The sequence below is a fragment of the Leptospira meyeri genome (genome assembly GCF_004368965.1).
GTDB lineage: Bacteria > Spirochaetota > Leptospiria > Leptospirales > Leptospiraceae > Leptospira_A > Leptospira_A meyeri.
The window spans coordinates 2,396,352-2,421,928 of the sequence record NZ_SORO01000001.1 but is presented as its reverse complement, the minus strand read 5'-3'; the positions used below and the strand labels follow the sequence as shown (position 1 = coordinate 2,421,928).

Here is a 25,577-nt window from a genome sequence, read left to right as displayed (position 1 = left end):
AAGGTTATAATAACGTTGGTTTTAAAAATAATACCCGGTAGTTTAAATTAAAAAACAAAAACCGGGCAATTGAATTAAAAAGAAAAAATAAACTTAATTCCTTTGGCCGAGAATTGGACCGCCAGTTTTTTCCATCATTCTTTCTTTGGTTAAAAATAGATCTTCACGATTGTCAGCTGCCATTTCACCAGTTCCATCTAGATAAATTGCGCCTTTAGGACAAGCTTCTTCACATAGACCACAGAAGATACATCGCAGTAAGTTGATTTCAAACTTCTTAGCAAACTTATCCTCCGGATGAAGATGTTGGCGATCTGAAGGAACTTCGGCGGCTTCGATATGAATAGCATTCGCAGGACAAATCCACATACAACAAAAACAAGCAGTGCATCGTTCCCGACCCTTTTCATCTCGTTTCATCGAGTGCATACCGCGGAACCGAGTGGAATACTGGCGTTTTTTATCAGGGTATTCGATGGTCACCTGTTTATTGAACAAAGCTACCTTAACAAAATGTTTCAAAGTGATCCAAAGACCTTTGCCTATGGACCAAAAATAGAACTTTTCATACCAAGAAAACTGATGTTTTTTGGCTACGTTGATGACATTAACGGTTCCCAACAGATGCCTCCACTTTTTCAGTTAGTTTTTGGAAGATCAAATCCACAACACCAGCTACAGTTAACAATCCTTTGATCGGATTCATCGACTGCTCAAAGTTTTGTCTGAGGCCGTTTTTATTGGTAAAACTACCCGCAGATTCTGCAAAAATTTGAATCGGTGCCGCCAAACTAGCGTTCCTTGCTGCATCAGTTAAGTTAGTGTCAAAGGAAATTACCTTTGCTGGATCAATTCCTTCCGGGATTGACTCTTTCAATACAAACACCAAATCAATGGCACCAGACTTAACGGCATTGACGATCCCAGAAATTCCTGAAGTTGTAGTGATTCCCAAATCAACAGCTCCCTTTGTGTTCGGGTGGTTGTCTTTTGTGAGCAAAAAATCCACTTGTTCCGTTTCTTTGTTTTGTGCATCTGTTACACGAGATTCCCATTGGATGGATTTACCACCTAACTCACGCGCAACCAACTCAAATCCTTTTTTAAGTGATTCCAGAGTTTCATTGGATTCATGAGCTCCACCAAGAACAGCAATCGACTTCGCTTCTCTCATACGATCTGCGATTTTTGAAATGACTTCTTTGGATGTTGACGGATTTCCCGCTTCTAAGTAACTGTGAAGACGATTTTGATTCATCCAATCCAAATCAAATCTTCCCTTGTCACAAAGGAAAAACATGCCTTGGTCATAGTTCTCACGAACCATATAACGATACATTTTATTGTCTCGAACATTTGTTGTTACATTACAACCTGTAGAACAACCATGACAAACCGATTTATGTGATTTATACCACCAAACGCGCGACTTAAATAATGTTTTATTATTTAGTAGTGCTCCGACAGGACAAATATCTGCTAAAGCACCTTGGTAGTTGTGATCGATTGGTTCTGATTTAGCAAGTCCAATGATGGAATGATTTCCTCGCTCAAAAAGACCAAGATTGGACTCACCCACCTTTTCTTCTTCAAAACGAACACAACGATAACAAACTATACAACGATTATGATTGATGATGAGATTGGTTCCAATCTCTTCTTGAGGTATATTTCTTTTATCAAATTCAAACCTTGAATGTCCGGAACCAGAACCAAATGCATTGTCTTGCAAACGACATTCTCCAGCTTTATCACAAACAGGACAGTCTAACGGATGATTTGCGAGTAAAAATTCCATTGTACCAGCACGAGCTTCTTTCACTCGGTCTGACTTAGTAATGATACCCATTCCTTCTTTTACAGGAGTATTACAAGCTGCTTGTAAACGAGGAACACCTTCAATTTCAATGAGACACATGCGGCACATACCGACAATGCTGAGTGCTGGGTGGTAACAAAAGTAAGGGATTTCGACTCCTACTTCTTTTGTGGCGTCGATGAGGTTTTTCTTTTCGTCGACTTCGTATTCGACTCCGTCTATCTTTATCTTAACCAAAGAACAGGCCCCCTAGGTTTGATTAGACCTAGGTCTTTTGTTTTTGTCAAACCTTCATTTTGAAATTATATTTACCTCAGAAAGGTACGAGTAGGGTTGCAAATCCACTACATGGTTATTGAAGAATTCCGAATCTAAAAACAAGGAACTGGCTCGGATATTGGTCTGTTTGAGAATTTTTGCAATCAGATCATCCAAAATTTGTAATGACTTAACTTCGTAAAAAAAGGCGTTATCGAGATTGATTCTCAAATTGGTGAACGACCCTCTTCCTCCCAAGGACAACATAAACCGATCAAAGATTTCCTCTGTCGATTTTTTGCCGGGACATCCCTGAATGTCCAAAACCATTTGAGAAATGGAAAGTTCCGTAACATTGACCACTAACGGAAATGCTTTTTTATCAATGATGTTTTCGGGTTTTAGCTGCAAAACTTGCGCAATTTTTTCCAGCAAAGCTTGGTTTGCAATTGGTTTTAAAAGATATGCTGTGACGTGACTGAGAGCCGCTCTTCGCACTTGGTCTTTTTCGCCAACGGCAGTTAACATGATGACAGGGGTCATCTTCAACATGTCTTTTCCTTTCTCCAAAAAACTAATTCCGTCCAAATAGGGCATATTGACATCACTAATGACCAAATCATAACTATTGTTTCTAATTTTGGTGAGTCCCGACATTCCATCCACAACATGAGTGACGTCAAAGTTATATCTTTCCAAGGTATGTAATAGTAGTTTGGCGCTACTTTCATCATCTTCAAGTAATAGGACTTTATAAACTTTTGGTCGGTTCATCTGTATTAGGATTCCTTTATTGTTCTGGAATAGAATCTAAATTTGCATATTTCATAAACCATTTTGGTTGTAAGGCTCTTTGGTAAAGATAGGCATCCACGATTACAAGGTTTACGACAGCTTCCACAATTGGAACTGCTCTTGGAAGCACACATGCATCATGTCGGCCTTTTGCCTTTAAAATCGTTTCTTCATTTTTATCGTTAATTGTTTTTTGTTCTTTTTTAATGGTAGAAGTTGGTTTGAAAGCTGCACGAAGGATCAAATCCATTCCGTTAGAAATTCCGCCTTGAATACCACCAGAATTGTTAGTTCTTGTTTTGACTTTTCCAGTTCCCGGTTCGATATAAAATTCATCGTTGTGAACGCTTCCCGTTTGGCGAGTACCAGTAAATCCAGAACCCACTTCAAATCCTTTACATGCAGAAATTGACAAAATTGCCTTGGCCAAATCAGCATCTAACTTATCATATACGGGATCACCTAGGCCAGGTGGTAAGTTTCTCACAGCAATTTTTACAACTCCACCAACAGAATCTCCTTCATCTCTAAGTTTCCGAATAAGAGTCTCCATTTCGTCATTAGACGATTTTTTTGGACATCTCGTGGGGAAGTTGTCTACGATATCTCTAGAAATAGGATATTCTGATTCACTAATATTAGAATCGATTGGACCAATGGAATCCACCCAACCTACTGTTGAGATTCCCAACTCTCTTTCTAAAATCACTCGGGCAAGGCCTGCCGCAGCTACTCTTCCAATTGTTTCCCGAACGGATGACCTACCACCGCCCACATGAGCCCTGTGTCCGTATTTTTCTGAATATGTATAATCTGCATGGGAAGGCCGAAACACATGAGCCATTTCATCATAGTCACTTCCAATTGTGTTTTGGTTGTTCACTTTCATGAGAATGGGGCTACCCGTTGTTTTACCTTGGAACACTCCTGATTCCACAACCATACGATCCTTCTCATCCCGTGGAGTGGTGAGATCATTTTGGCCGGGTCTACGGCGTGTTAAATCCTTTTGGATTTCTTCCTCTGGAAATGGTAAGCCAGCAGGAACTCCATCCACGACAACTCCAACAGAAGTTCCGTGAGACTCACCAAATGTTGATACTCTGAAAATTTTTCCCCAACTTGAAGGCATATACGGACAATGAAAATGGAGATTGCATTCTCTCCAATAAAGTTTTTCATGAACTTGGAATGCACATCCTCTTTGAAGGTTCGAAATACAAGGCTCTTTCCATCACTTTTGGATTTCACCTCTTGTTAGTTTTCGCTCTATTCGGTTATAACCTTAAAAGGGACATAGATTCGCCATTTTTAAAATGGAAAGAGGGTAGTAGCTTATCCACCATACATTTACAATTTTCCACAGGATTCGGAAATACCACAACTTCCTCCTCCAAAAATCCATCAAAGGAAGAAGGAACAAAAACCGTTGAAGATGAGATCTCAGAATTCCAAAACTGCCTTAGTTATCCGCCACTAGCCTTAGAACAAAAATTGGAAGATGTTTGTGTGTACCGATTGACCGTCAAAGAAGATGGGTCTTTGGAAAAAATTGCAGTGGTCACCCCATGTAGGTATGGTGTCTTTGATTTACAGGTGCGTCGGCAACTCGCCGATTGGCAGTTCCAACATTCCAAAGGTAAAGAATTTGTTCTACCCATTAGGTTCCGTTTAGATGTCCGAGACTAATCCCTCCATAGAAGAAAGTGCTTGGTACATTGTGTATACAAAACCCAGAGCAGAAAAAAAACTCAGTGAACTTCTAAAAAAATATCATCTGGAAAACTATCTCCCCATCCGCAAAGAACGAAAAAAATGGACAGATCGATTTAAGTGGATCCATGTCCCTGTCCTACCTTCTTATATTTTTGTTAAAATTGTCTTCTGGAGAGATAAAAATAAAGTCCTCCAATTACCCGGTTCCCACCATTTTGTCTTTCATAAAGGCCAACCCGCAACGGTGTCCCAAGACGATTTGGATATTTTAGAACTTGGGTTGCAGAAATATGCAGATTCATTGACCACGAGCCCGGAATCCGTATTAGAGAAAGGGAAAAGGGTTCGTATCATTGGTGGTGCCTATGTTGGCAAAACTATGGAAGTTATAGAAATTAAAAATAAAACAAAAGTAATCCTCCGCATCCCGGAAATTAACACTGCTTTTGTTTACCAAGTCAATGTAGGTGATTTGGCCTGGGAGGAATTAATTATATGAAAGAAAAAGATACGATCGCAATCGTTAAACAAGCACTAGATGATGAAATTTCTTCATTGGTACACTTCCGCGACCAACTAGATCCTTCCGTTAAAGATTGTATTGATCTAATTTTAAAATCCACTGGTAAGGTAATTGTCACCGGAGTTGGTAAATCAGGTGATATTGCCAAAAAAATATCCCATACACTTTCTTCCACGGGAACCTCTGCTTACTTTTTACATCCAACAGATGCTTCACATGGGGATTCAGGTATTGTTGGGCCGGATGATGTGGTTCTAGCTATTGGCAAAAGCGGGGAATCCGAAGAACTCAATTATATTTTGCCTACACTCCGTAAAATTGGAGCAAAAATAGTAGGGATTACTGCAAACGCCAAATCAAAGTTAGCTTCTCTGTCAGATATCGTCATTATCACGCCTGTTCTAAAAGAAGCTTGTCCTTTGGATTTGGCTCCTACATCAAGTACCACAATTGCTTTAGTCCTCGGCGATGCCATTGCGGTAGCACTCATGGAATTAAAAAATTTCCAAGCCAATGATTTTGCTTTGTACCATCCGGCTGGAAGGTTAGGAAAACGCCTGTCCTTACATCTATCGGATGTAATGCGGAAAGGGGAAAGAAACGCTTCCATTCCGGTTGATGCCAATCTAGAAACAATTCTCAAAGAAATCACGGAGAAAGGGATTGGTGCCACTGGCGTCGTGGACTCAAATTCCAAATTAATTGGTTTGATTACAGATTATGACATCCGAAAGTTTTTGACTAAAAATACTCTTTCACCGACTGTCACTGCAAAGGAAATGATGAATGCAAATCCAAGTAGTTTCAGACCTGAAGAAAAAGCCTATGATGTTTTAATCAAAATGGAAGGTCGGGAGCGACCAATATCCGTTGCGCCCGTTGTGGACGAAAATGGTTTATTCGTAGGAATGATCTCCTTACACGATTTATTACAAAAAGGACTTTAAATCATTATGCCAGATTCATATAAAATCGTAGCTTCTGTTGGTGAAGATGACCTCCGCCATTTACAAAAAAAAGATGCAAAGGACGTCGATATCATCGAAGTCCGATTGGATCTTTTTTCCAGAAACTACATACAGAAAGAAATGAAAAAAAAGCTAAAAGCTTTAGGCCTTCCTGTTCTTTTTACTTATAGAAGAGCAGAAGATAGCAGTGTTCGCTCCTATGTAAAACTTTTCCATGAAGATGTAGAAGGGATATTAAAAGATTTTAATGATAATGCCAACTATCTAGACATCGAACTCAATCGGGAAGATACCATTTTTCGTAATTACGAAACATTAAACTATCGGATCATTTATTCCTATCATTCTTTTAAAAAGTCTATCCTTGCAAATGAAATGACCAATTTCATTAATAAAGCAAAACCCGTAAAAAAGAAAAACCCCATCTTCAAGTTTGCGATCACACCAGAAGATATAGAAGAAACTGCAGATTTTTTAAACGATATCAAACTACTATCCAAATCAAATACAATGATTGGAATTTGTATGGGCGAACTTGGACTCATCTCTCGAATCTTTGGAGATAAATTCCATTCTTCTTTTACCTACATGACATTAGGTGAACCAAAGGCACCTGGTCAAATTTCGGTGGAAACCTTTAAAAAACTTAGGGCTGATTTGTTTAAAAGTCCAGGTTCTGGAAAAGAATCTAAAGAAGATTAAATGTGATTACCTCGGAGGAATATACCCGAGGTAATTTAGTTTTTGTAACTTGTTTCACTCATCTCTGAATTTGATCAGTTTTGGGGAGTTACCGTTCCCGCCTTTGTTTGAATAAATTCTTTAAAAGAACTATCTTTCCAAATATCTTTAAAATCCTTCTCTAAAGATTCCGAAGTCCAATACTCAGGTTTTAAATCCGCAGCTAACTTAAATTGTTCTTTGGTTTTAGTAACGTCCCCTTTTTTAGAATAACATCGAGCAAGAAGATAATATCCGGAAGAAGAACCTGTTACTTTTTGTAAGATCGAAATGGCTAAATCCAGTTTTCCAGAATAAAAATAATTTCGCCCTCGATAAAATAAAAATTCTCGGGATTCGGACCTGGTTGGATCTTTTTCCAAAACAGAAAAGTAAGTTTCTGCTTTGTCAAATGCATTGGTTTCCGTATAACGTCTTGCAAGTTTAATAAAACCTATTTGGTATTTTTCGGGAGTTTGTTTTAAATCTGGAAATTTAGAATCAATGAATTCAGCATATTTTGCAAAACTAGTTTCAAACTTTTTAGTTCTTTTGCCAACTTCAAACATACAAACAAAACGAAACATATGAGATTCTATTTGGTTTGGATTTAAAGATAGTGCTTTGTCAGAATAAGAAATACAATTTTCCCAATCTGATTTTTGTTCGTACAACCTTGCCAAAGCCAAAAGGGGAGGATCTTTTTGTAATTGTTTGTAAGCTTGTTGGAAAGAAATTTCCGCTTTTTCAAGTTCAGCTAACTTTTGAAATGCAATTCCTTCATTCAAATAAACATAATACAAAAATACATTGGTGTCTTTTGAAAAAGGATTTTTTTTCGCACGTTCAAATGATTCAATCGCAGATTTGGGATCATCTTGTCTAAGTTTGACTATCCCTAATTTGTAATGGTATCTCGATCTGGAGGGATTTTTTTCGATTAGGATTTTGAGATTTGTTTCTGCTTTATCGTATTTTTTTTCTTCAAACAATGCTAGAACATAATCCCAACGAACATCTTCTAGATTCGGTTGGTTCGCCAAAAGTTGTTCATAATGTTCGCTTGGTTTAGTTGCTTCCGAATCATCTGAAACATCTTCATGTTTTTTAACAGAATCTTTTTTGACTTCTGATGGTTTCTGTTCTGCAGGTTTGGATTCTACTTTTGTTGGATGTGAATATGATTGTGATGAAGGATTCCCTTTGTTTCCCACAGCACGATTATAAATCTTTTGAACCTCTTCGTTTTTTGGATCATATTTCAAATATCGAGAAGAGTAAGTTGCTGATAAATTCCAATCCTGGTGATAATTAAAAAAAAGTGCGAGTTTCAGAAGGACAGTTCTTCTTTGGTCTTTGTCCAAATCCAGGTCGGCAGCTCTTCTAAAGTTTTGAATTGATTTAGGATAATCTTTTTTATACTCATAGATATATCCCAAATACATATAGGCCTCACCGTCTTGCGGGTGTGAGTCGGCATGTTTTGTAAATTTTTTAATCGCTTCGCCATAGGCTTTTTTTGAAAAAGCCTTTTTTCCTTCCTTCATCGCATCACTATCAATGGCGAAGAGTGTAGGTTGAAAGATTACAAAGATAAAAACTAAGGAAAGATATTTCCGCACGGATTCCAAACTAGTTGGAACCCATGGGAATGAAAGGGATTTTTGGAAAAAAGTTAGACCTTCGTTCTTTCTTCTTTTTGCGAAGCCAGATTTCTAGATGCTCTGAGAACGATACTCATGGTCGTTATTTGTGGGTTCACCGAAAGTCCTGTAGGATAAACTGAGGCATCCATGACAAATATGTTTTTATGGCCATAAATTTCCAAATTTAAATCAACTGCACCTTTTTCTGGATCATTTGCGGACTGGATGGAACCATGTGGATGCGCTGAACCAACAGTTAGATCCCCTGGTTTTGTACTTTCTTTCAAAATCCAATCAAAGTTGTCGTTTCCTGTCACTTTATATGGTTCTTTGAATCTGGTAAAAGGAAAAATCAATTCTTTAGCGCCAGCCGCCACGGTTACTTCTGCAAGGGCTTTCAAACCTCGTAACATATTGAGACCATCTGTTGGTGTTAGTTCAAAATACACTTTGCGTCTACCCAAACTATACTTCACACTGGCATTGGCTTCCCCGTCTGCACCATCACGAACAAGGACAATCCCAGCGTTGTATTTGGTATAATCTTTCATTACATCAAACTGTTGTTTTCCGTAAAATGGAACGAGTGAAGATGCCAAAGTGGGACGGTAAGGAGCTGCTTCCAACCAATAACCATAACCAGTTCCATTTTGGTTGTGACCATCTTTGATCACAATGGATTGAGGAGGGCCATGGAACATTTTGATTTCTGAATCAAACTTACCAAAAATAGTAGAAGTAGGATGAACTTTTAAATTTCGGCCTACCCAACCATTCCCAATCCCACTCCTCTGTAATAGAGCAGGGCCTTCAATGGCACCAGCACTGACAATCACAACTGGTGCTTTAATTTCCATTATCTGAATGACTTCCGCAGGAGCAGCTTCGTAAGCATCAGGTGTAAATTCGGCAATGACAGTTTTGATTTTGCCTTCTTTAATTTTTGCTGCTCGCATATTCGAAACCACAATGGCACCAGCTTCAATGGCATCTGGAATCCAAGTTAAAAATGCGGATTGTTTTGCATTGATAGGACAGCCCAAACCACAACGACCAAGTCCAATACAACCACGATTGTTATTGCGAAGTACCTGTGGAGTGAGACCTATTTTTTTTCCACCTACACGTAACACATTATTGTTCGCATTGACTAAGTTATCTGGTACTTCATGTACTCCCAATCTTTCGTGCACTTCAGAAACGTAAGGATCCATTTCTTCTCTTGAGTATCCTTGCCATCCAAAACGCTCACTCCATTCATTGGTTACATAGTCGGGTGGATAAAGTGATGTTTGCCAATTGACAGTTGTAGACCCCCCGATGGACTTCCCTTGTAAAATCGATAAAGTTTGTTCTTCTGTTACAATGAATCCAGCATCTCGATAAAGTCTTGCTTGCGAGATAAATTCATCGGAATTAAATTGCGCAGGTGTGAAGTAACTCCCCTCTTCAATGAGGACGACCTTCCAACCATTTTTTGCTAATTCACTCGCAGCAACTGCACCGCCTGCCCCTGACCCAATGACCACAACATCTGCAGTCAGTTCCCATTTTCCATTTTGGATTTTATTTTCTTGGATGATATTTGAATGATTTTTTGGAGTAATGATTTTTTGATTAAAAATAGAAATTCCCATAAATAGTCCGCCTTATTGAATATAACCGACAAATTTTTGGTATTCTTTGTCAGAACTTAAAAGGAAAAATGAAATTTGTCTTAGGATTGCATAAACTCCACGTTTGAGTCCGAGAGAGGAATGTTTCCATTCCTGCAATCGTTTGATTCTTTCTTCCATAGGAAGTTTCACAATCGGAGTAAAAGAAAAATCAAGAGCCATTGCTGTCAAAATGGAAGATGGAACACTGGCTAACAACTGTATGACGCTCTCTGTCTCAATGGGATAAGGGTGTCCATATACATAATTATCCAAAGCAAGACCCAAATCAAAATTCGGAATGGGATTGTCGCTTAGGAAGACTTCTTGCAAGCTACGAAAACTATGGTATTGTTCTGGAGAAATTCCCCGGAGAGCGGGTGTGTTCACTCCAGGACCACAATTCACTCCATGAATCGAAACTGCGGTTAGGGCAAAACATTTGAGAGAAAATTTTAAGAAACGATTTCGCGACAGAATAAAGGGTGTATACGGCTCCAAGTCTCTTTTCCTTGCTTTGATTTTGAACCCATTGTGTCAGAATCTTGTAAAATTATCACTCATTTTCCTTATTTTTACTGGTTGTATTGGTATTTTTCGAAGAGAACCTGACTATCCATCCATTGCTATCAAAGGTTTGGTGTCTTATAACGAACTTGAGTCGACAAGAAATGTAAAATGGAACTTACTTTCTAAAATTAGAGACCCTAAATCGATTTCTGCCATTGTCATACACAATTCTGGAAAACGAAAATTACCTGAACTGCTAAAGCTTTCTGTTGAGAATCAATTTATGTTTCACATCTACGTGGACTCTGAAGGCAATATTTATGGTGATCCAAATTTCTTAAATCACGAATGGTCAGCCGCTCCTGGTATTGATTTAGAATCTATACATTTAGTCTACGAAGGGACACAAGAGACTCTTTATAACAACCGGAAACAACGTGGAGTTTTAAATCAGATCATTTCTTATCTGACAGAGGAACTAAACATTCCCAAATCCAATTATGATGTTATCTCAAAAAAAGGAGTATTCACTCACAATCAAACCAAACGAAGGTTTGGTGGCTTTGTAGATTTTTCGCCTTGTGGAAGTGAACTCGCACTGAAACAAATCCTTTCTGAAATCGATGGTGAATTTTTCGAGGAAGATGATTGGAAAGATCGATTTGTTACAGGTTGGGTCTTAAAAAAAGAAAACAAAGAAATACTAAAAGATACCTTTAAACCCACCAATGGAAGAGGAATCACCAAAGCAGAAAAAATCAATATTACCAGTATAGAAAAAGATGAAAAGGGATTCCCTCCTGAAGAATATCGCGTTAAATACACATTCCGCGGAAAAATCAAACCAAGTTGTATTGTTTTGCATTATACAGCGATATCAGAATATTTTAAATCCTTACGCACACTTGAAGCACGTAACCTAACAGCATCGATAATGGTGGACAACAATGGAAAAGCCTACCAATTAGTCGATGTTTTAGAAGACCGAGCCGCTGCAGCGACCGGAACCAACGACAATTGTATCCAAATCGAAATTGTAGCGAAAGACACTGAAGAACTATTTAAACAACCTGACCAAATCAAAACAGTGAAGGAACTTGTCATCCAATTGGCTACCAAATACAAAATTCCTCTTTCGAATGAAAAATTAGAAGATTTAATGGGAATTTTTAGCCATACCCAAGCAAAAAAAAAATGGGGTGGTTCGATTTTCTTAAACGCAAAAGACTTTGATCCAGGCGAAGACTATATGGAAATGATTTTAAATTCGATTGGTGGCAAATACTATAGTGAACCAGAATGGAAAAATCGAAAGTCGATCGACTGGGCTATTTTATATCGCAATTTTCAACCATAACGAGACGGAGCTTCTATGAAAAAACTTTTACAAATTTTTACCTTAATTTCCCTTGTTTTGCTTTTGGATTGCCGTCTCAAAAAATCGGTTTACCATCTAACACAATCTGAGGCAGAAACTCGTTTTGAAATCATTGAAGACATTCATTATGAAATGGATGTTCATTTAACATCAGGAGATAGTTTTACGGGAAAGGTCAAAATCCAGTTTTTGGGAAAAAAACTCAACGATCTACGATTAGACTATTTCCAAGGAAAAATTAATAGTATTGTTTTAAATGAAGAAAGTCTAACTAACCTTACTTACGAAAATGGTCATATCCAATTGCCAGCTAACAATCTGATGATTGGTAACAACACACTCACGGTTGAATTTGAAACTCCTTATGCAAAAACGGGAAACGGTCTGCATAAATTCACAGATCCTGATGATAAAGAAGTGTATTTGTATTCTCAATTCGAAGCTTTCCATGCAAACAAAATGTTTCCATGTTTTGACCAGCCTGATTTAAAAGCGACTTTCAAACTAAATGTTACTGTTCCTAAAAATTGGAAGGTAATTTCCACAACTCTTCCCAATGGCCAATCCAAAGGAACCAACACAGACGAAATTTCTTATTCATTCCCTGAATCAGCAAAAATCTCAACTTATGTTTTTTCTCTCCATGCAGGTCCTTATCAAGTTTGGGAAGATCATTTTGAATCCATACCTTTACGGTTATTCGTAAGAAAGTCTCTAGCAAAATATGTAGATCCCAAAGACTGGTTTACCTTTACCAAAGAAGGATTTGCTTTTTTTAATTCTTATTTTGGAATTCCTTATCCGTTTTTAAAATATGATCAAATCATCGTTCCTGAGTTTAATTTTGGTGCCATGGAAAATGTTGGGGCCGTCACTTTTTCAGAACGTTTTGTATCTCGTGCCCCAATGACAAGATCCCAAAGAGAAAATCTTTCTGACGTTGTTTTACACGAGATGGCACATATGTGGTTTGGAAACTTGGTCACCATGCGTTGGTGGAATGGACTTTGGCTTAACGAAAGTTTTGCGACTTATATGGCGAGTTTGGCCCAAGCGAAGAATTCCGAATTCAAAGAAACCTGGATTAGTTTTTTTGAAAAAATGAAACAATGGGCCTATGAAGAAGATAGTTATATCACAAATCATCCTGTAGAAGCAAAGGTTTCTGATACTGAAGAAGCTTTCACACAATTCGATGGAATCACTTATGGAAAGGGTGCTTCTGTTCTTAAACAACTAGTTTATTTTATCGGAGAGGAGTCTTTTCAACGTGGAGTTCAAAATTATCTAAGAAAGTATTCTTATTCAAATTCTACACTCACTGACTTCTTAAAGGAGTTAGAATTTGCTAGTGGTTTCCCAATGAAGAAATGGTCCAAAGATTGGTTAGAAACCAAAGGAACCAACCAAGTGGAACTAACTACCATTTGTACTGAGAACCAATTCTATTGGAAAATTGTACAATCTGCACCAGGATTAGAAAATAAACTCCGTGATCATAAAACTATCTTAGGTCTTTACTTTTTTGATAAACCCAACAAACAACTTTCCTTTGAAGAAGTTCCTGTCGTTTATTCAGGCCGGTCCACAAATGCAATTTTTCCGGTAAAAGCCTGCCCCAATTATACTTTTATCAACGCAGAAGACCATGATTTTTCCATTTGGAAATGGACAGAATCAAACAAAGATAATTTAGAATACGTTTTAGAATTTGACACAGATCCAATGCGAAAACTCATCTTGTGGACTGATTACTTTAGACAAGTACAACTTGCAAATATTACCTTTGATGAATTTAAGGATACGACAATTCGTTTGTATTCCTCCGAAACTGATATCAAAATCAAACGTTGGATTTTATCTAGAATAGCTGGCGATAACGGTTCAACCTATTTCACCAGTCGTTTTTGGTTTCCTGAAGAAAAACGAATTCGTGATTTAAATTCCTTACAAACATTCATATGGGAAGAACTTCTAAAGGCAAAACCGGGAAGCGATGAACAAAGATATTTGTTTGTGTCACTTGTTGATTCAACTTATACCGCCCATGCAAAAAAAAGATTGTATGACTTTCTGGAAAACAAACTTTCTGTTAACGGACTAAAAATCGACCAAGATTTACGATGGAATCTCATCGTAAAATTGAGTTCTCTAGAAACAGACAGAACTCAAATCCAAAACATCATTGATCGTGAGAAAAAAACAGATCCTTCTAGTAGGGGGGTTAATTCTAGTTTGGCGGCAGAAGGTGCCGAACCCAATCGTTCGGTAAAAGAAAAATGGATTCAAATCTTACTCAATCCCAAATCGAGTCAATATTCCTCCTCTACTCTTCGAGTGGTTTCCTATTCTCTCTTTCCTGAACATCAAAAAGATATCCAACTAACTTTTTTAGATACCTATTTGGATGCGTTGGACAAGTTTAACAACGGAGAAGATGAAAACTATTTGGATGCGTTTGCCAAAAGTTTGGCACCTGATTTTTGTACAGATGAAACTCTTCTGATCATCAAGAAGTTTACAGGAAACCATCCCCGTCTTCCTGCCCCTGTCAAAAAAACTCTTTTGAAACAAATTGATTCGGAAAAAAAATGTGTCGAAATGAAGAATAAACATAAAGATCTAATCGCAAACTAAGGAACTTCATTGAATCGAACTTTGCATTTTTCTATTCCCTTTCTGATTTTTTTGAGTTTGTTTTTTGGAAACTGTGCTTCCCCCGGGTTTGGGCCAAGGGGGTTTTTATACACCAAAACAAAAATTGGAATTTTTGGAACGGGGGAATTTTCTAAAAGAAGGGCTACATCTTGCGTACACTCTGTACTTGGACTAATTTCTTTTGGAGATGCTTCTTTAGAGTTTTTGAAATCTAGATCTAAAATTCAAAATGTAACCGAAACCAATTGGACCACCTTTGCCCTTTTGGGAATGTATGCGAACCTTTGTGTAGAGATTTCAGGTAACGAATGAAAATAAATTCCAATTCAAAAGGGAAAAAATTCATAGCTGCGATCCTCGCAATTTTCTTCAGTCTTTGGATGAATAATTGTGCTAATTTTGGACAACCACAAGGAATTGGGCCTACAGGCCTTCTCTATGCATCCTATTCCTTAGGTTTATCAGAACGGAACCTACCCAAACTACCTTTAAAAAAAGGAAAGTCCTGCGTGAAACGATATGGATTCTTTTTTACTAGCGGAAATGCAAGCATTGGTTCTGCCGCTAACACTTCCGGGATTGTAGAGATCTATCGAATCGAAAAAGAGGCAACAAATTACCTCTCTCTTTATTCTTCACTCTGTACAGTAGTTTGGGGAATTTAAGGTTTGGGGCGAACAACAGAATCCAATAAATCTGGATAATCAGAAATAATTCCATCCACTCCGCATGAAACAAGTCGTTTCATTTCTTTTTCTGTATTCACTGTCCAAGGAATTACAAACATACCTCTTTCGTGCGACTCTTTTACAAACTTAGGTGTGACATACAAAAAATATGGAGAAATAATATCGGCTTGTTTGTCTTTTGCAGCTGACAGAATTGTTTCTCTGTACCCATTCCCAAGTCCAATCGTCATTAAAAAACCTTGGAAGTAAGTTGGAACAAACAATGCACTAGTTTTGATTTTTGCATTTTTTGTTTTGGAAAAAGTTAAGGTACGAAGATCAAAAGACTGGATAGTGGAACGTTCCACTACTTTATACTTTTCAATGATTTGAATCAATTTTTCTGTATGTTCTTTTACTAAATTATCTGGTGCAGAACCATCATCAGGAAATTTGGTTTCGATATTGAATTCAAAAGCCTCTTTTGATTTTTTTTCCGCAAATAATACTTTTTCAAAAAATTCTTCTAAGGAAAGAAGTTTGGTTCCAGGAACAGGAATTTGTTTTGGAAAATTTGGATTTTTTTTGGAACCACAATCGTAAGATTGTAATTCAGCCAAAGTTAATTCATAAAGGGATATTTTTTTTAATTCATTACCATTTGCATTTTGACAAATGATAGGATTGGTATCGGAATCATGATGAATGACAATTCTTTTGTCTTTGGTAAGAACCGTATCCAATTCCAAAGTGACCATCTTATATTTGATTGCCTCTTCAAAAGCTGGCCATGTATTTTCTGGTTTGAGTCCTCTCGCTCCGCGGTGCCCTTGTAAATCTATTGTCTTGCGCAAACGATTCGGTGCCTCCACTGAAGCACAGTTACTCAAAGTAAAAGTGATCATACTCATCAAGATTAAACTAATTCTAATTTTTTGGTTTTTGCTCATCAATGATTTCCTTCCAGGAGAATTCTATCTTATGATATTATTGCATCATAGAAGAAAATTTCTTAAAATTTGGATAAAAAACTGAATTTAAAGGAAGTCACTTCTACAGATTTTCGATAGAGCAAAATTAGAAAAGAGTGGAAAAAACGAGCACACCACCTAGGCTAACCTCGGTGGCGGGCTCCAGAAAGGAAATTTAGCGTAACCCGAGTCTAATTGTACTTTCCTTCTGTAAGTCAACAGAATCCATGAGGATCTTATTCTTCCAAACCGTTCAAAACGTTTTTGGGCCCATTTCAGACCGTTAATAACGGTAATTTTGAATTTTTTTTATAAAACATGGAAAAAGTAAATCATTTCAGAACCTACCGAGAGAAACGAAAGCTGACAAGGGTAGAACTATCAGAAAAATTGAATATACCTCGCTCTGCTATAGAACTTTTGGAATCAGAAGATTGGGTTCGATCTAAGTTTGATTATGTCGTTATAGTTGCAAAAGAACTCGGACTATCTCTCATTGATCTCATCAAACAAGAATTCGATTATGATTTGGAAAAAGAATTTTTTAATGAAGAAGAATTCGAAGAAATCGTAGCTCGTTATGCCAACGCTAGGGTCACATTAATTTTATCCGAACTCAAACTATTCTGTCGAAATGCAAAAGTGCGTTTGGATGATTTTGATATCACAGAACTTTCCTTTTCGATGGGAAACTTGCACAAACTCATCACTCTAAACCAAAAACTAGAGAGAAATGAAATTACAGCCAAAGATGCACTGGCAGAATTTCCTCCCAAATGGGGAAAATTCAGCAATCGCCACAAATAGATTTTTCCAATATTAGAATTTTCTAAAAACTAGAAAAGTAAAACTCGTGGATTAAACCACAAGTTCGTCTTCTCCTGCACGAGCCACAACGATCTCGCCTGCTTCTTCCAGTTTACGGATGATGTTTACAATCTTCTGCTGTGCATCTTCCACGTCTTTCAAACGAACAGGACCCATAAAGTCCATATCCTCACGGAGTAAGTTCGCCGCACGTTTCGACATGTTTTTAAAGATTTTATCTTGTACTTCGGAATCCACAGACTTTAATGCTTTCGCCAAATCTGTGTTATCCACTTCACGCATTACTTTTTGGATTGCACGGTCGTCGAGTAGAACGATATCTTCGAATACGAACATCCGTTTTTTGATCTCTTCTGCAAGTTCCGGGTCTTCTTCTTCTAAGGCTTCGATGATGGTTTTTTCTGTTCCCCGGTCGACTAGGTTTAGAATTTCAACCACAGAATCAATACCCCCAGCAGAAGTATAATCTTCAGATGCAAGAGTCGAAAGTTTACGCTCTAATACTCGTTCTACCTCACGTAGTACGTCCGGTGATACACGGTCCATAGTTGCAATTCGTTTTGCCACTTCCGCTTGGATTTGGTGAGGTAAGTTGGAAAGGATGTTGGATGCTTTTTGCGGATCCAAATAAGAAAGAATAAGAGCGATGGTCTGCGGATGTTCCCCCTGGATAAAGTTAAGGAGGTGAGCCGGGTCTGTTCTACGAATAAAGTCGAATGGCCGTACTTGCAGTGACGAAGTGAGTCGATTGATGATATCGATGGCTTTCTGGTTACCGAGTGCCTTTTCGAGTAGGCCACGGGCAAAGTCGATACCACCATTGGTGATAAATTCTTGGGCCATCATGAGTTCATTGAACTCAACAAGCACCTTCTCTTTGTCTTCTGGTGTGATTTTATCTAAACGAGCAATCTCGAACGTAATTTGTTCGATCTCGTCTTCCCGGAGGTGTTTGAAGATTTCGGAGGCCACTTCGTTTCCAACCGCAACCAAAAAGATGGCGGCCTTTTGTCTTCCTGTCAGCGATGGCTTCTTATTGATCATACTTCGTCCCGAAATCCGTACTACTTAGTTTATCGGCGGAGTCTTAAAAAAACAATGAGATTTATTCTCTTAGAAAAAACGATAGAGTCAGTCTCTCCGACCAAAATTTGGTTTCCTACCTCTTCCTCCCACACATTGGAATTTCAGAGAATCTTTCCCAAATCCCATTTTTATGTTGACCGGTCTATTATTTTCTAAACCAATGGATTTGTGGGTAAAAAAGGATTAGAAACCAAACAGAAAATGATCGAAATCATGTCCGGACTTTTGGAAGAGTCTGGCTATGAGGCAACAGGTCTTACCGAACTAGGGAAAGAAACAAATACTCCGAAAGGTTCTCTCTACTTCCATTTTCCCGGTGGAAAAGATGAACTCACAAGCCTTGCTCTTCTCCATTCAGGTGATCAATTGAATTTGTTTTTCCAATCAGTCCTCTCCGAAACAGAATCCCCGATTCAGGCCATTAAACAGGTGTTTCATGCTCTTGAAGAACGAATTGTTTCCAGTGATTACAAAAAAGGATGTCCCATAGCAATCACAGCAATGGAAACGGCAAAGTCGAATATATCTGTTTCCGAAACATGTAAACAGATATATTCGCTCTGGTTAAAAACATTTGAAACATATCTTGTAGGAAAGGGATATACTCCGCGAATCGCTAAAAATCTTTCTATATCCTTACTCTCATTATGGGAAGGTGCATTGTTACTTGCTAAACTACAAAAATCACCAGAGCCACTACGTGTGGCCGCAAAAACTGCTGAATTACTTTTCAAACCAAACTAAACTTAGATAGGAAATCAAAATGAGACTGTCATCCAAAACAAAAATATTTTTATCAATCAGTGTAACTTCTATCATTATTTTTTTTCTATATTTCCTTGGATATCCGAAGGAAGAGATTCCTTCCTACATCGCTGAAGAAAAAATAAATTCTTCTCGCATTCCAAAGCCGACGGAAAAATCAAATTTGGTTTTTTCGATTCTAAAAACAGGAGAAGCCAAAACTTTAGAAGGATTTGTCATAGAGGGTGGGTCCGTATTCAAAACAGTCACAGTAGCCCATTCCGCTTTTTATATCCAACATCCGAAAGGAAATTTTTTATTTGATACAGGGCTCGGAGCCAAAGTAAAAGAACAGTTTCAAGTTTTTCCTTTGTATTTAAAACTTTTAATGGATTACAAACCTAATCAAACAGCATACGAACAATTAGATTCCAATGGTGCTGTCCCAAATTCCATTCAGGATGTATTTTTTTCCCATCTTCATTGGGATCATGCAAGTGGATTAAAAGATTTTCCTACAGCAAAAATTCACAGTTTACCAGATGAGTTGAACCACCCTAAAATTGAATTAGGATACATTCCTTCTCAGTTTGATGGGGATTCTGTGAATTGGAGTTATTTGGAGTTCAAAAATAAACCTTATGCATCTTATGCGAAGAGTTTAGATTGGTATGGTGATGGAACAGTAGTTTTAGTTCCTATGAAAGGGCATAGTGAAGGGTCGGTGGGTTTATTTCTACATACAGCAAATGGAGATACCTTCTTTCTCACTGGAGATATAGTTTGGCGAAGAGAAGGTTTTAAAGAAAAAAAACACAAACCAAGAGGGGCAAGATGGATTGTTGACTTTGACACAAAAAGTCTTGGTGAAGAGATCGCTCGTGTTAATGATTTAATTCAAAACAATCCAGAATTACAAATCATTCCGGCTCATGATCATGATGTGCAAAGTAAACTTGGATTTTATCCGCAACTTGTTGGAAAGTAATAATTCCATTATTCCATCGATCGGAACAAAATGAATGAGACAACTCGCTAGATGTTTTGAAATTAAATATGAAAATCCTCTTTCTTGATTTTTTACTTTGGCTTCTTTCCTTAGCGAGTTTAATTATTTATTTCACTAAAAAAGTGAATCTCTTTCTTTTGTACGGAATTGTTTTTTTAGCTTTAATTTCCCTTTTCCGATTGGGTTGGATTTTTTTTATGATTACTTATAGAAGGAAAAAGGAAATTTCCTTCTATATCATTTCGATGATTTCTTTACTGATGAACGGAACCAATCTAAGTTTTTTATTGTTTTTATTTCTTTTAGCTTTAGGTTTTACTGGTACTCACTAGTTAGCCTGAATATTCCAATTTAGATTCTAGAATGTTCCGCCTTTTTCTAAGCAACACAAACTTAGTTTTCTTCTAGATTTTTGATTCCTGCCACTTTCTCTTTCAAAAGTAAAGATTTGATTCCCTGGATGGATTGTTCTAAACGTTCCATTTCTTCTAACAAACCGCTCCGATTTTCTTCAATTTTTCCATGATACAAATGGGCTTTCCCTACCAACTGATGGTAATCCAGAGAAAGTTGATGAAGTGCAGAGTCCCATTGAATAGGTGCGATTCTTCTTTTTTTCCAATAGACTTTTTGTCCAAGGCCATAAATCCACTGAATTAGGCCGAACGCATGTAAGGGAAAAAGGATATAGAGAGAAACCAGGAACACTCTTCCGTAAGAAACTTCTTTCGAAAACAATCCCCAAAAATAGATCCAAAGTACGGAAAGCAACAAAACGGCGATGGTAAGGTTGGCCTTTGGAGTTTTGGGAGAAACTGAATTGAAAATGGAAAGGAGGATGACAGAAAAGATCAGTAGAAGGAGAACTTCCCAAGGGACTAAAGTAAAAAACAAATCCCAAAACTTTTGAAAATTCTCCCAACTGGTTTTGATCTGGTTGATGGTAGTTTGGATTTCAAGAATTTGGTTTTGGATTTTTTGAAAGAAGTCTGTAATCGCCGACATGTTGCAAATACTAGCCAAAATCAAAAATCATGCAAGTGGTTTCTTTACCACATTCTTGGTTCCTAAAACCTCTAGAAACTTACTCTTACTCTATTCCATCATAGCCATTCCCTTTTTCATTTACCATGAATCTCATTTGCCTTGGCACTACATTTTTGTTCTTTGCCTCATTTCACTGATTGTTGGACTTTTCATAACTTATGGAAGTTTATATGTGATTCAACGATATTGGGCTGAGACGTTTCATCCTTTCATTGAATTAGGTGTCGTTGTATTATTTATATTTTCTCTATGGCTTGCAGAGGTTTTGGTTTTTGAGGCTGGAACTGTTTTTCTATTTTTATTAGTGGCGGTTGCATTTCTCATTCGTGTGTTACGCCTCGAAGAATATGCACGTCTTTTGGTGGCGGCATGCCTCATCGCAAGCAACGCCCTCATCGCCTTCAAAGCTTTACAAGGTGCAGAAGTTTTATCCGCTTATCTTCTTTTTAAGAATAAATACCAAATTGAAGAAAAAGATCTAAATGGTTGGGTAATCACAGACAACAATCAATATTGGAATGAAGAACTTCAGTTTGGATTTACACTTCCTCAAGGTTTTTATTTTTTTAAACCCGAAGACTTATCTTTGGAAAATAAAACGGGCGCAGGACAAATTGCGGGTCTTCTTGCTTTCAGTGACCAAGATGCGGAAAGATATCCTTTTGTAAGAATCTTTTACTTTCCTGACTACTTAGGTTTCCAAGAAAATCAAGCAATTGCCGAATTTTCTGAATTCCTCAAAATACAAGTGAGTAAAGGAGATATTGAGGACATTCAAGAAATCCAACAAAAAGAATTAGAACCTTCAATTGTCACTTCTAAGTTTTGGACTTTTTTTGATCTCCTAAGACCGCGTTATGCGAAAACTGGTTTTATCTTAGTGGAAACTTCCAATCATGATAAACTTTTGTTTCATATCACTGAAAATTTAGAGAAAGGCGAAATTCACGAACAAGGCATTCGTGAATTTTTGTCATCAATGCGATTCGGAAATCGACTGCAAAGCAATTAAAGAAAGTGGATCCACTAAAGTATCATTTACCTTAGCGCCTAAGTGTAGGTGAGGACCTGTCGACATTCCTGTTGAACCAACAGTGCCAATTTCTTGTCCCTGTTTTACAACATCTCCCACCTTCACCTTAATTTCATCTTGGTGCATATAAAAAGAAAATATTTTATTCCCATGATCGACGATTGTGAAGTTTCCTTCATAATAAGTTTTTCTAGCAAGTACAACTATCCCATCTTGGATCGCAAAAATTGGCGTACCTACTTTTCCACGAAAGTCTACACCACCATGAGGTCTGCCTTGTTTATTATTATAATCTCGCCTAACATAGAATTTACTGGTAATAAATATTTTATTCAATGGATTTTTGAAATTATTTACAAATTGTAATTGGCTTTGTTTTGCAAATGCTGCTTCTTTTGCAGATTTACATTCTTGAATAAAATCTAAAGTTTCTTTAGGCAATTCTTTGGTAACAAACTTTTCATCCACCTTGATCTGTTGATTTTTTTTGATTACTTGGAATTTGGTCGGTTCTAAAATGATTTGATACTGTTTTTGTCCACGTTTAACAAAAAAAATTTTTGAAACAATTTCTAGGGTCATTGCACCGGCAGGTGTGTCGGGAGAAACCGGTAAAAAAGCAATCATACTCTTTTCTCTTTTGGTAAGGATCACATCCTTTCCTAACCAACTAACTTTATATGATTCGTTGATCCACTTTTTATCTTTAGGAGTCAAACGCAGGAAGATGACTTCTCCTCTTCCAAATCGCCTTGCTTCCATTAATAGTGAAAAATTTTTTTCTTCTTTTTTGACAAAGTAATTAGTAGGAATTTCACGAGCGGCAGATTTTTTTTTGACCTCTCGGGATTCGGCAGGGACAGGACGTACAAATGATAAAATAAGAACCAATAAAGACAAAAACCGTATCATCATTTTCAATTTCGGCTATTTTGTTTGAGTAGATTCGTTAAATTTTTTAACGAATTCCACAAAATCATGAGCGGGGAGAGGTTTGCTATAAAGATATCCTTGGATCATATGACAGCCTAAATCATGGAGCAAATCCCTTTGAGCTAGATTTTCAACTCCTTCCGCAATCACTTCCATACCCAAGGAATGTGCCATATTGATAATTGCCTTGCAGATGGCTCGGTCGTCTTCATTGAGTTCCAGATCGATCACAAAAGACCTATCAATTTTTAAAACATCTGCATTGATTTTTTTAAGATAACTTAACGAACTATAACCAGTTCCAAAATCATCAATAGAAACTTTAATTCCAAGTCCTGATAAATATTCAAAGGCTTCTATACTTTTTTCAGGATTTTCCATGATAGAACTTTCAGTTAGTTCTAACTCAATTTCCTCTGGATTTATCTCGTATTGCAGGATAGTTGATTGTACACGATGAGACCAATTAGCCCGTGCTAGTTGCTTTCCACTGACATTGATGCTGACAGGAAAGGCAGGAAGATTTTGTTTTTTCCATTCTTTTTTTAACTGGCAGGCTTCTTCTAATACCCAATCTCCAATCCTTTCAATAATGCCAGAATCTTCTGCAACAGGAATAAATTCTACAGGAGGAACCCATCCTCGCTCCGGATGTTTCCAGCGGATGAGAGCCTCTGCTCCACAAACTTGATTTGTAACAGTGGAAATTTTGGGTTGGAAAAAGAGCACTAACTCTTCATTTTGAATGGCCTTCCGCAAAGAATTTTCAATGTACAAACGTTTTTCGGAACGAAGAATGAGTTCGTTTGTGTAGAATTTGTAGTTGTTTCGGCCTAATTCTTTGGCCTTGTACATTGCCATATCAGAATTTTTTAAGAGTTCCGAAGAAGAAATTCCATCATTGGGAGAAAGGGCGATTCCCATACTGATCGTTGTAAATAAATCCCGACCCATAATGTGAAATGGTTGGCTAAGAATATCTAAAATCTTTTGTGCAAATTCAGCGGCCGCACTTTTGTTGGGAACATCAACTTTTAAAATAGCAAATTCATCTCCACCAAATCGTGCAACGGTGTCAACTTCTGTCATCACTCGTTTGAGTCTTGCTCCAACCATTTGTAAAAGGATATCTCCTTTGGTATGACCCAGACTATCATTGATAAATTTAAAATTATCTATGTCAAAAAAATAGAAGGCTAGCAAAGATTCTGAAGATTTATGATTTTTTAAAGCCTGGTTTGCATGATCTATGAATAATGTACGATTTGAAAGGCCAGTGAGAGCATCATAATAAGCTAAGTAAGTAATTCTTTCTTCAGATAATTTTCGTTCGGTGATATCTACACCAAAACTAATGATCCTTTTTTGATCCGTCTCTGTATCATCGATAGGAATGTATTTTCTTAAAAGGTAAGTAACCTTATCGTTACTATCTTGGATGAGTTCTTCAAATTGAACAATTTCGTTTTCTTTAGCTGCTATTTCTAAATACTTTTTTCTTTTTTCATAAAAATCATTCGGTAAATCCAATCGTGCCGCTAATTCTTCATCGGTTTTTTTGAATATCCATTTGCGAATATCTTTGTTTGATAAAAATACGGGATTTGTATATTCATATTGAAAATTTGAATTCAACACTGCAATATCAGAATCAAGATTGTCTAGAATGAATTCATAAAACGCTTTTTGATTTTTGACTTGTTCTTGAGAGCGTTTTCGTTCTGTGATATCGCGAAACGTGGCCCAAATTGCCATTTTACCATTCACAGGAAACAACCGGAATGAAGATTCTGTAGGAATCAAATGACCTGATTTTGTTTTTAAAGCCGTACTTTCTATCAAATTCCCTTGGAACTCTTCATCTTCATCCACTTCCACGGGAGGCATAAAGAAAGAAAATTCTTTCCCTACAATTTCTTCCAATGGATATTCTAAAACAACCACTGCTTGTTTGTTTGCATTGATGATCTGTTTAGTACCTGGATCAATTTGCATTAGAATGTCCAAAGACTCTTCAAAGACATTCTGAAGGACAATGACCTTCTCTCTAATTTTGTCATAAGCAATCGAACGATTCATATCTTCTATCAATCGCTCTGCAAAATTTAGTACTAAATCTAAGATACCAACTGTATAAGTTTGTTCGGCAAGGTGTAAAAATGTTGGATGAGCAGCTCTTGCTAATTCCGTCGGCGATAAAGGAGCAATCGAAAGTAAGATATAAGGAGATTCAGGAAATTGTTCGAAGATAAATTTTTGTTTTTCTAAAACAGTAGAATCATTCCAAAAAAGAAAGACTGCCGACTCTTGGATTGTACCCGGTTTGATATCTAAAATAGAATGAAAACTATGTACGTTGCATGTCTCAATGTTTGTTATGTCACGAAGGATGCGATTATAAAAATCATTACCAGATTCTTCTATATAGATGGTAATTTGTTTGAGTGACATGACCTTGGCATAGTAGACGAAAAATCCTTTTCCTTACAATTGATTTTTTTGATCGTAGATTTCTCTCATTGATTGCGTTCAAAACGATTTGTATGTAATGAAATTCACCAGATTGGGTCTGCACCCGGAACATCTGTCATCCAATTGTCAGAGTTCGAAAA

25 protein-coding genes are annotated in these 25,577 nt (G+C 37.3%); 13 read left to right on the top strand and 12 right to left on the bottom strand.

Annotated features, from left to right (window positions below):
- Positions 1-93: 93 nt before the first annotated feature.
- From CLV96_RS11415 to aroC, 4 genes are read right to left on the bottom strand one after another with little or no spacing between them, the layout of a single operon-like run.
- On the bottom strand, positions 94-621 hold the full coding sequence (locus CLV96_RS11415; protein ID WP_004786192.1) for a NuoI/complex I 23 kDa subunit family protein: 528 nt from the start codon (positions 619-621) through the stop codon (positions 94-96).
- A complete protein-coding gene (locus CLV96_RS11410; RefSeq protein ID WP_040917194.1) occupies positions 608-2,056 on the bottom strand; it encodes an NADH-quinone oxidoreductase subunit G in 1,449 nt (482 codons plus the stop codon). The genes CLV96_RS11415 and CLV96_RS11410 overlap by 14 nt, the downstream gene beginning before the upstream one ends.
- Before the next feature lie 54 nt (positions 2,057-2,110).
- Entirely contained in the window at positions 2,111-2,851 is a 741-nt protein-coding gene (locus tag CLV96_RS11405; protein ID WP_004787004.1) for a response regulator, read from the bottom strand.
- A gap of 16 nt (positions 2,852-2,867) precedes the next feature.
- Positions 2,868-4,004, bottom strand: a complete 1,137-nt coding sequence (aroC, locus tag CLV96_RS11400) for a chorismate synthase (RefSeq protein ID WP_004784369.1) — start codon at positions 4,002-4,004, stop codon at positions 2,868-2,870.
- Here aroC and CLV96_RS11395 point away from each other — a divergent pair.
- Genes CLV96_RS11395 through CLV96_RS11380 form a run of 4 tightly spaced genes read left to right on the top strand, consistent with a single transcriptional unit; the run spans position 3,995 to position 6,781 of the window.
- Positions 3,995-4,561, top strand: a complete 567-nt coding sequence (locus CLV96_RS11395; RefSeq protein WP_004787399.1) for an LIC_10042 family TonB-like protein — start codon at positions 3,995-3,997, stop codon at positions 4,559-4,561. The genes aroC and CLV96_RS11395 overlap by 10 nt on opposite strands.
- Positions 4,548-5,087, top strand: a complete 540-nt coding sequence (locus CLV96_RS11390; protein WP_004787526.1) for a UpxY family transcription antiterminator — start codon at positions 4,548-4,550, stop codon at positions 5,085-5,087. The genes CLV96_RS11395 and CLV96_RS11390 overlap by 14 nt, the downstream gene beginning before the upstream one ends.
- Positions 5,084-6,058 carry a KpsF/GutQ family sugar-phosphate isomerase gene (locus tag CLV96_RS11385; RefSeq protein WP_004786732.1) on the top strand — a complete coding sequence of 325 codons (975 nt, stop codon included), beginning with the start codon at positions 5,084-5,086 and terminating at the stop codon, positions 6,056-6,058. The genes CLV96_RS11390 and CLV96_RS11385 overlap by 4 nt, the downstream gene beginning before the upstream one ends.
- Before the next feature lie 6 nt (positions 6,059-6,064).
- The gene (locus tag CLV96_RS11380; protein ID WP_004787494.1) at positions 6,065-6,781 is read left to right on the top strand and encodes a type I 3-dehydroquinate dehydratase; all 717 of its coding nucleotides are present in this window, start codon (positions 6,065-6,067) and stop codon (positions 6,779-6,781) included.
- Between the two features lie 74 nt (positions 6,782-6,855).
- On the opposite strand, the gene CLV96_RS11375 is transcribed toward CLV96_RS11380, so the two are convergent.
- Genes CLV96_RS11375 through CLV96_RS11365 form a run of 3 tightly spaced genes read right to left on the bottom strand, consistent with a single transcriptional unit; the run spans position 6,856 to position 10,601 of the window.
- Positions 6,856-8,430, bottom strand: coding sequence for a tetratricopeptide repeat protein (locus CLV96_RS11375; protein ID WP_004786690.1), 1,575 nt, complete (start codon positions 8,428-8,430; stop codon positions 6,856-6,858).
- A 44-nt stretch (positions 8,431-8,474) separates the two neighbouring features.
- On the bottom strand, positions 8,475-10,082 hold the full coding sequence (locus CLV96_RS11370; RefSeq protein WP_004785964.1) for a GMC family oxidoreductase N-terminal domain-containing protein: 1,608 nt from the start codon (positions 10,080-10,082) through the stop codon (positions 8,475-8,477).
- A gap of 12 nt (positions 10,083-10,094) precedes the next feature.
- Positions 10,095-10,601, bottom strand: a complete 507-nt coding sequence (locus CLV96_RS11365; protein ID WP_208325393.1) for a hypothetical protein — start codon at positions 10,599-10,601, stop codon at positions 10,095-10,097.
- Here CLV96_RS11365 and CLV96_RS11360 point away from each other — a divergent pair.
- The 4 genes from CLV96_RS11360 to CLV96_RS11345 are packed head-to-tail and all read left to right on the top strand — an operon-like array spanning position 10,543 to position 15,311.
- A complete protein-coding gene (locus CLV96_RS11360) occupies positions 10,543-11,967 on the top strand; it encodes a peptidoglycan recognition protein family protein (protein ID WP_004787390.1) in 1,425 nt (474 codons plus the stop codon). The two genes, CLV96_RS11365 and CLV96_RS11360, sit on opposite strands and share 59 nt — an antisense overlap.
- A 15-nt stretch (positions 11,968-11,982) precedes the next feature.
- The gene (gene pepN / locus CLV96_RS11355; protein ID WP_004787579.1) at positions 11,983-14,625 is read left to right on the top strand and encodes an aminopeptidase N; all 2,643 of its coding nucleotides are present in this window, start codon (positions 11,983-11,985) and stop codon (positions 14,623-14,625) included.
- Between the two features lie 9 nt (positions 14,626-14,634).
- Positions 14,635-14,958 (top strand): TRL-like family protein, encoded by a 324-nt coding sequence (locus CLV96_RS11350; protein ID WP_004786543.1) that lies wholly within the window; start codon positions 14,635-14,637, stop codon positions 14,956-14,958.
- Positions 14,955-15,311: a TRL domain-containing protein gene (locus CLV96_RS11345; protein ID WP_004786427.1), complete on the top strand. Its 357-nt coding sequence runs from the start codon at positions 14,955-14,957 to the stop codon at positions 15,309-15,311. The genes CLV96_RS11350 and CLV96_RS11345 overlap by 4 nt, the downstream gene beginning before the upstream one ends.
- Here the strand turns inward: CLV96_RS11345 and CLV96_RS11340 are convergent.
- Positions 15,308-16,264 carry a glycerophosphodiester phosphodiesterase gene (locus tag CLV96_RS11340; protein ID WP_004787137.1) on the bottom strand — a complete coding sequence of 319 codons (957 nt, stop codon included), beginning with the start codon at positions 16,262-16,264 and terminating at the stop codon, positions 15,308-15,310. The two genes, CLV96_RS11345 and CLV96_RS11340, sit on opposite strands and share 4 nt — an antisense overlap.
- Positions 16,265-16,603: 339 nt before the next feature.
- Between CLV96_RS11340 and CLV96_RS11335 the strand changes: the two genes are divergently transcribed.
- A complete protein-coding gene (locus tag CLV96_RS11335; protein WP_004787131.1) occupies positions 16,604-17,092 on the top strand; it encodes a helix-turn-helix domain-containing protein in 489 nt (162 codons plus the stop codon).
- Between the two features lie 51 nt (positions 17,093-17,143).
- On the opposite strand, the gene fliG is transcribed toward CLV96_RS11335, so the two are convergent.
- Positions 17,144-18,157 (bottom strand): flagellar motor switch protein FliG, encoded by a 1,014-nt coding sequence (gene fliG, locus CLV96_RS11330; RefSeq protein ID WP_004785217.1) that lies wholly within the window; start codon positions 18,155-18,157, stop codon positions 17,144-17,146.
- A gap of 210 nt (positions 18,158-18,367) precedes the next feature.
- Here fliG and CLV96_RS11325 point away from each other — a divergent pair, with 210 nt between their 5' ends.
- The 3 genes from CLV96_RS11325 (at position 18,368) to CLV96_RS11315 (ending at position 20,284) form a co-directional block, all read left to right on the top strand.
- Positions 18,368-18,943, top strand: a complete 576-nt coding sequence (locus CLV96_RS11325) for a TetR/AcrR family transcriptional regulator (protein WP_004785723.1) — start codon at positions 18,368-18,370, stop codon at positions 18,941-18,943.
- A gap of 19 nt (positions 18,944-18,962) precedes the next feature.
- Entirely contained in the window at positions 18,963-19,931 is a 969-nt protein-coding gene (locus CLV96_RS11320; protein ID WP_004786724.1) for an MBL fold metallo-hydrolase, read from the top strand.
- 68 nt (positions 19,932-19,999) lie between these two features.
- Positions 20,000-20,284, top strand: coding sequence for a hypothetical protein (locus CLV96_RS11315; protein WP_004786498.1), 285 nt, complete (start codon positions 20,000-20,002; stop codon positions 20,282-20,284).
- A 61-nt stretch (positions 20,285-20,345) separates the two neighbouring features.
- On the opposite strand, the gene CLV96_RS11310 is transcribed toward CLV96_RS11315, so the two are convergent.
- The gene (locus CLV96_RS11310; RefSeq protein ID WP_004787432.1) at positions 20,346-20,957 is read right to left on the bottom strand and encodes a hypothetical protein; all 612 of its coding nucleotides are present in this window, start codon (positions 20,955-20,957) and stop codon (positions 20,346-20,348) included.
- Here CLV96_RS11310 and CLV96_RS11305 point away from each other — a divergent pair.
- The gene (locus tag CLV96_RS11305) at positions 20,956-22,011 is read left to right on the top strand and encodes a hypothetical protein (RefSeq protein WP_004785748.1); all 1,056 of its coding nucleotides are present in this window, start codon (positions 20,956-20,958) and stop codon (positions 22,009-22,011) included. The genes CLV96_RS11310 and CLV96_RS11305 overlap by 2 nt on opposite strands.
- Here the strand turns inward: CLV96_RS11305 and CLV96_RS11300 are convergent.
- Complete coding sequence (locus CLV96_RS11300) at positions 21,976-22,947, bottom strand: M23 family metallopeptidase (protein WP_040917196.1); 972 nt, start codon at positions 22,945-22,947, stop codon at positions 21,976-21,978. The two genes, CLV96_RS11305 and CLV96_RS11300, sit on opposite strands and share 36 nt — an antisense overlap.
- A 12-nt stretch (positions 22,948-22,959) precedes the next feature.
- On the bottom strand, positions 22,960-25,416 hold the full coding sequence (locus tag CLV96_RS11295) for a sensor domain-containing protein (RefSeq protein ID WP_004784807.1): 2,457 nt from the start codon (positions 25,414-25,416) through the stop codon (positions 22,960-22,962).
- Positions 25,417-25,577 lie beyond the last annotated feature (161 nt).

Excerpts from the sequence above, each read along its gene's own strand:
- CLV96_RS11310 (WP_004787432.1), bottom strand. The coding sequence starts at position 20,957 with ATGTCGGCGATTACAGACTTCTTTCAAAAAATCCAAAACCAAATTCTT.
- CLV96_RS11385 (WP_004786732.1), top strand. The coding sequence starts at position 5,084 with ATGAAAGAAAAAGATACGATCGCAATCGTTAAACAAGCACTAGATGAT.
- fliG (WP_004785217.1), bottom strand. The coding sequence starts at position 18,157 with ATGATCAATAAGAAGCCATCGCTGACAGGAAGACAAAAGGCCGCCATC.
- CLV96_RS11340 (WP_004787137.1), bottom strand. The coding sequence starts at position 16,264 with ATGAGCAAAAACCAAAAAATTAGAATTAGTTTAATCTTGATGAGTATG.
- CLV96_RS11390 (WP_004787526.1), top strand. The coding sequence starts at position 4,548 with ATGTCCGAGACTAATCCCTCCATAGAAGAAAGTGCTTGGTACATTGTG.
- CLV96_RS11305 (WP_004785748.1), top strand. The coding sequence starts at position 20,956 with ATGTTGCAAATACTAGCCAAAATCAAAAATCATGCAAGTGGTTTCTTT.
- CLV96_RS11380 (WP_004787494.1), top strand. The coding sequence starts at position 6,065 with ATGCCAGATTCATATAAAATCGTAGCTTCTGTTGGTGAAGATGACCTC.
- CLV96_RS11315 (WP_004786498.1), top strand. The coding sequence starts at position 20,000 with ATGAAAATCCTCTTTCTTGATTTTTTACTTTGGCTTCTTTCCTTAGCG.
- CLV96_RS11405 (WP_004787004.1), bottom strand. The coding sequence starts at position 2,851 with ATGAACCGACCAAAAGTTTATAAAGTCCTATTACTTGAAGATGATGAA.
- CLV96_RS11335 (WP_004787131.1), top strand. The coding sequence starts at position 16,604 with ATGGAAAAAGTAAATCATTTCAGAACCTACCGAGAGAAACGAAAGCTG.
- CLV96_RS11295 (WP_004784807.1), bottom strand. The coding sequence starts at position 25,416 with ATGTCACTCAAACAAATTACCATCTATATAGAAGAATCTGGTAATGAT.
- aroC (WP_004784369.1), bottom strand. The coding sequence starts at position 4,004 with ATGCCTTCAAGTTGGGGAAAAATTTTCAGAGTATCAACATTTGGTGAG.
- CLV96_RS11300 (WP_040917196.1), bottom strand. The coding sequence starts at position 22,947 with ATGATGATACGGTTTTTGTCTTTATTGGTTCTTATTTTATCATTTGTA.
- CLV96_RS11345 (WP_004786427.1), top strand. The coding sequence starts at position 14,955 with ATGAAAATAAATTCCAATTCAAAAGGGAAAAAATTCATAGCTGCGATC.
- CLV96_RS11320 (WP_004786724.1), top strand. The coding sequence starts at position 18,963 with ATGAGACTGTCATCCAAAACAAAAATATTTTTATCAATCAGTGTAACT.
- CLV96_RS11370 (WP_004785964.1), bottom strand. The coding sequence starts at position 10,082 with ATGGGAATTTCTATTTTTAATCAAAAAATCATTACTCCAAAAAATCAT.
- pepN (WP_004787579.1), top strand. The coding sequence starts at position 11,983 with ATGAAAAAACTTTTACAAATTTTTACCTTAATTTCCCTTGTTTTGCTT.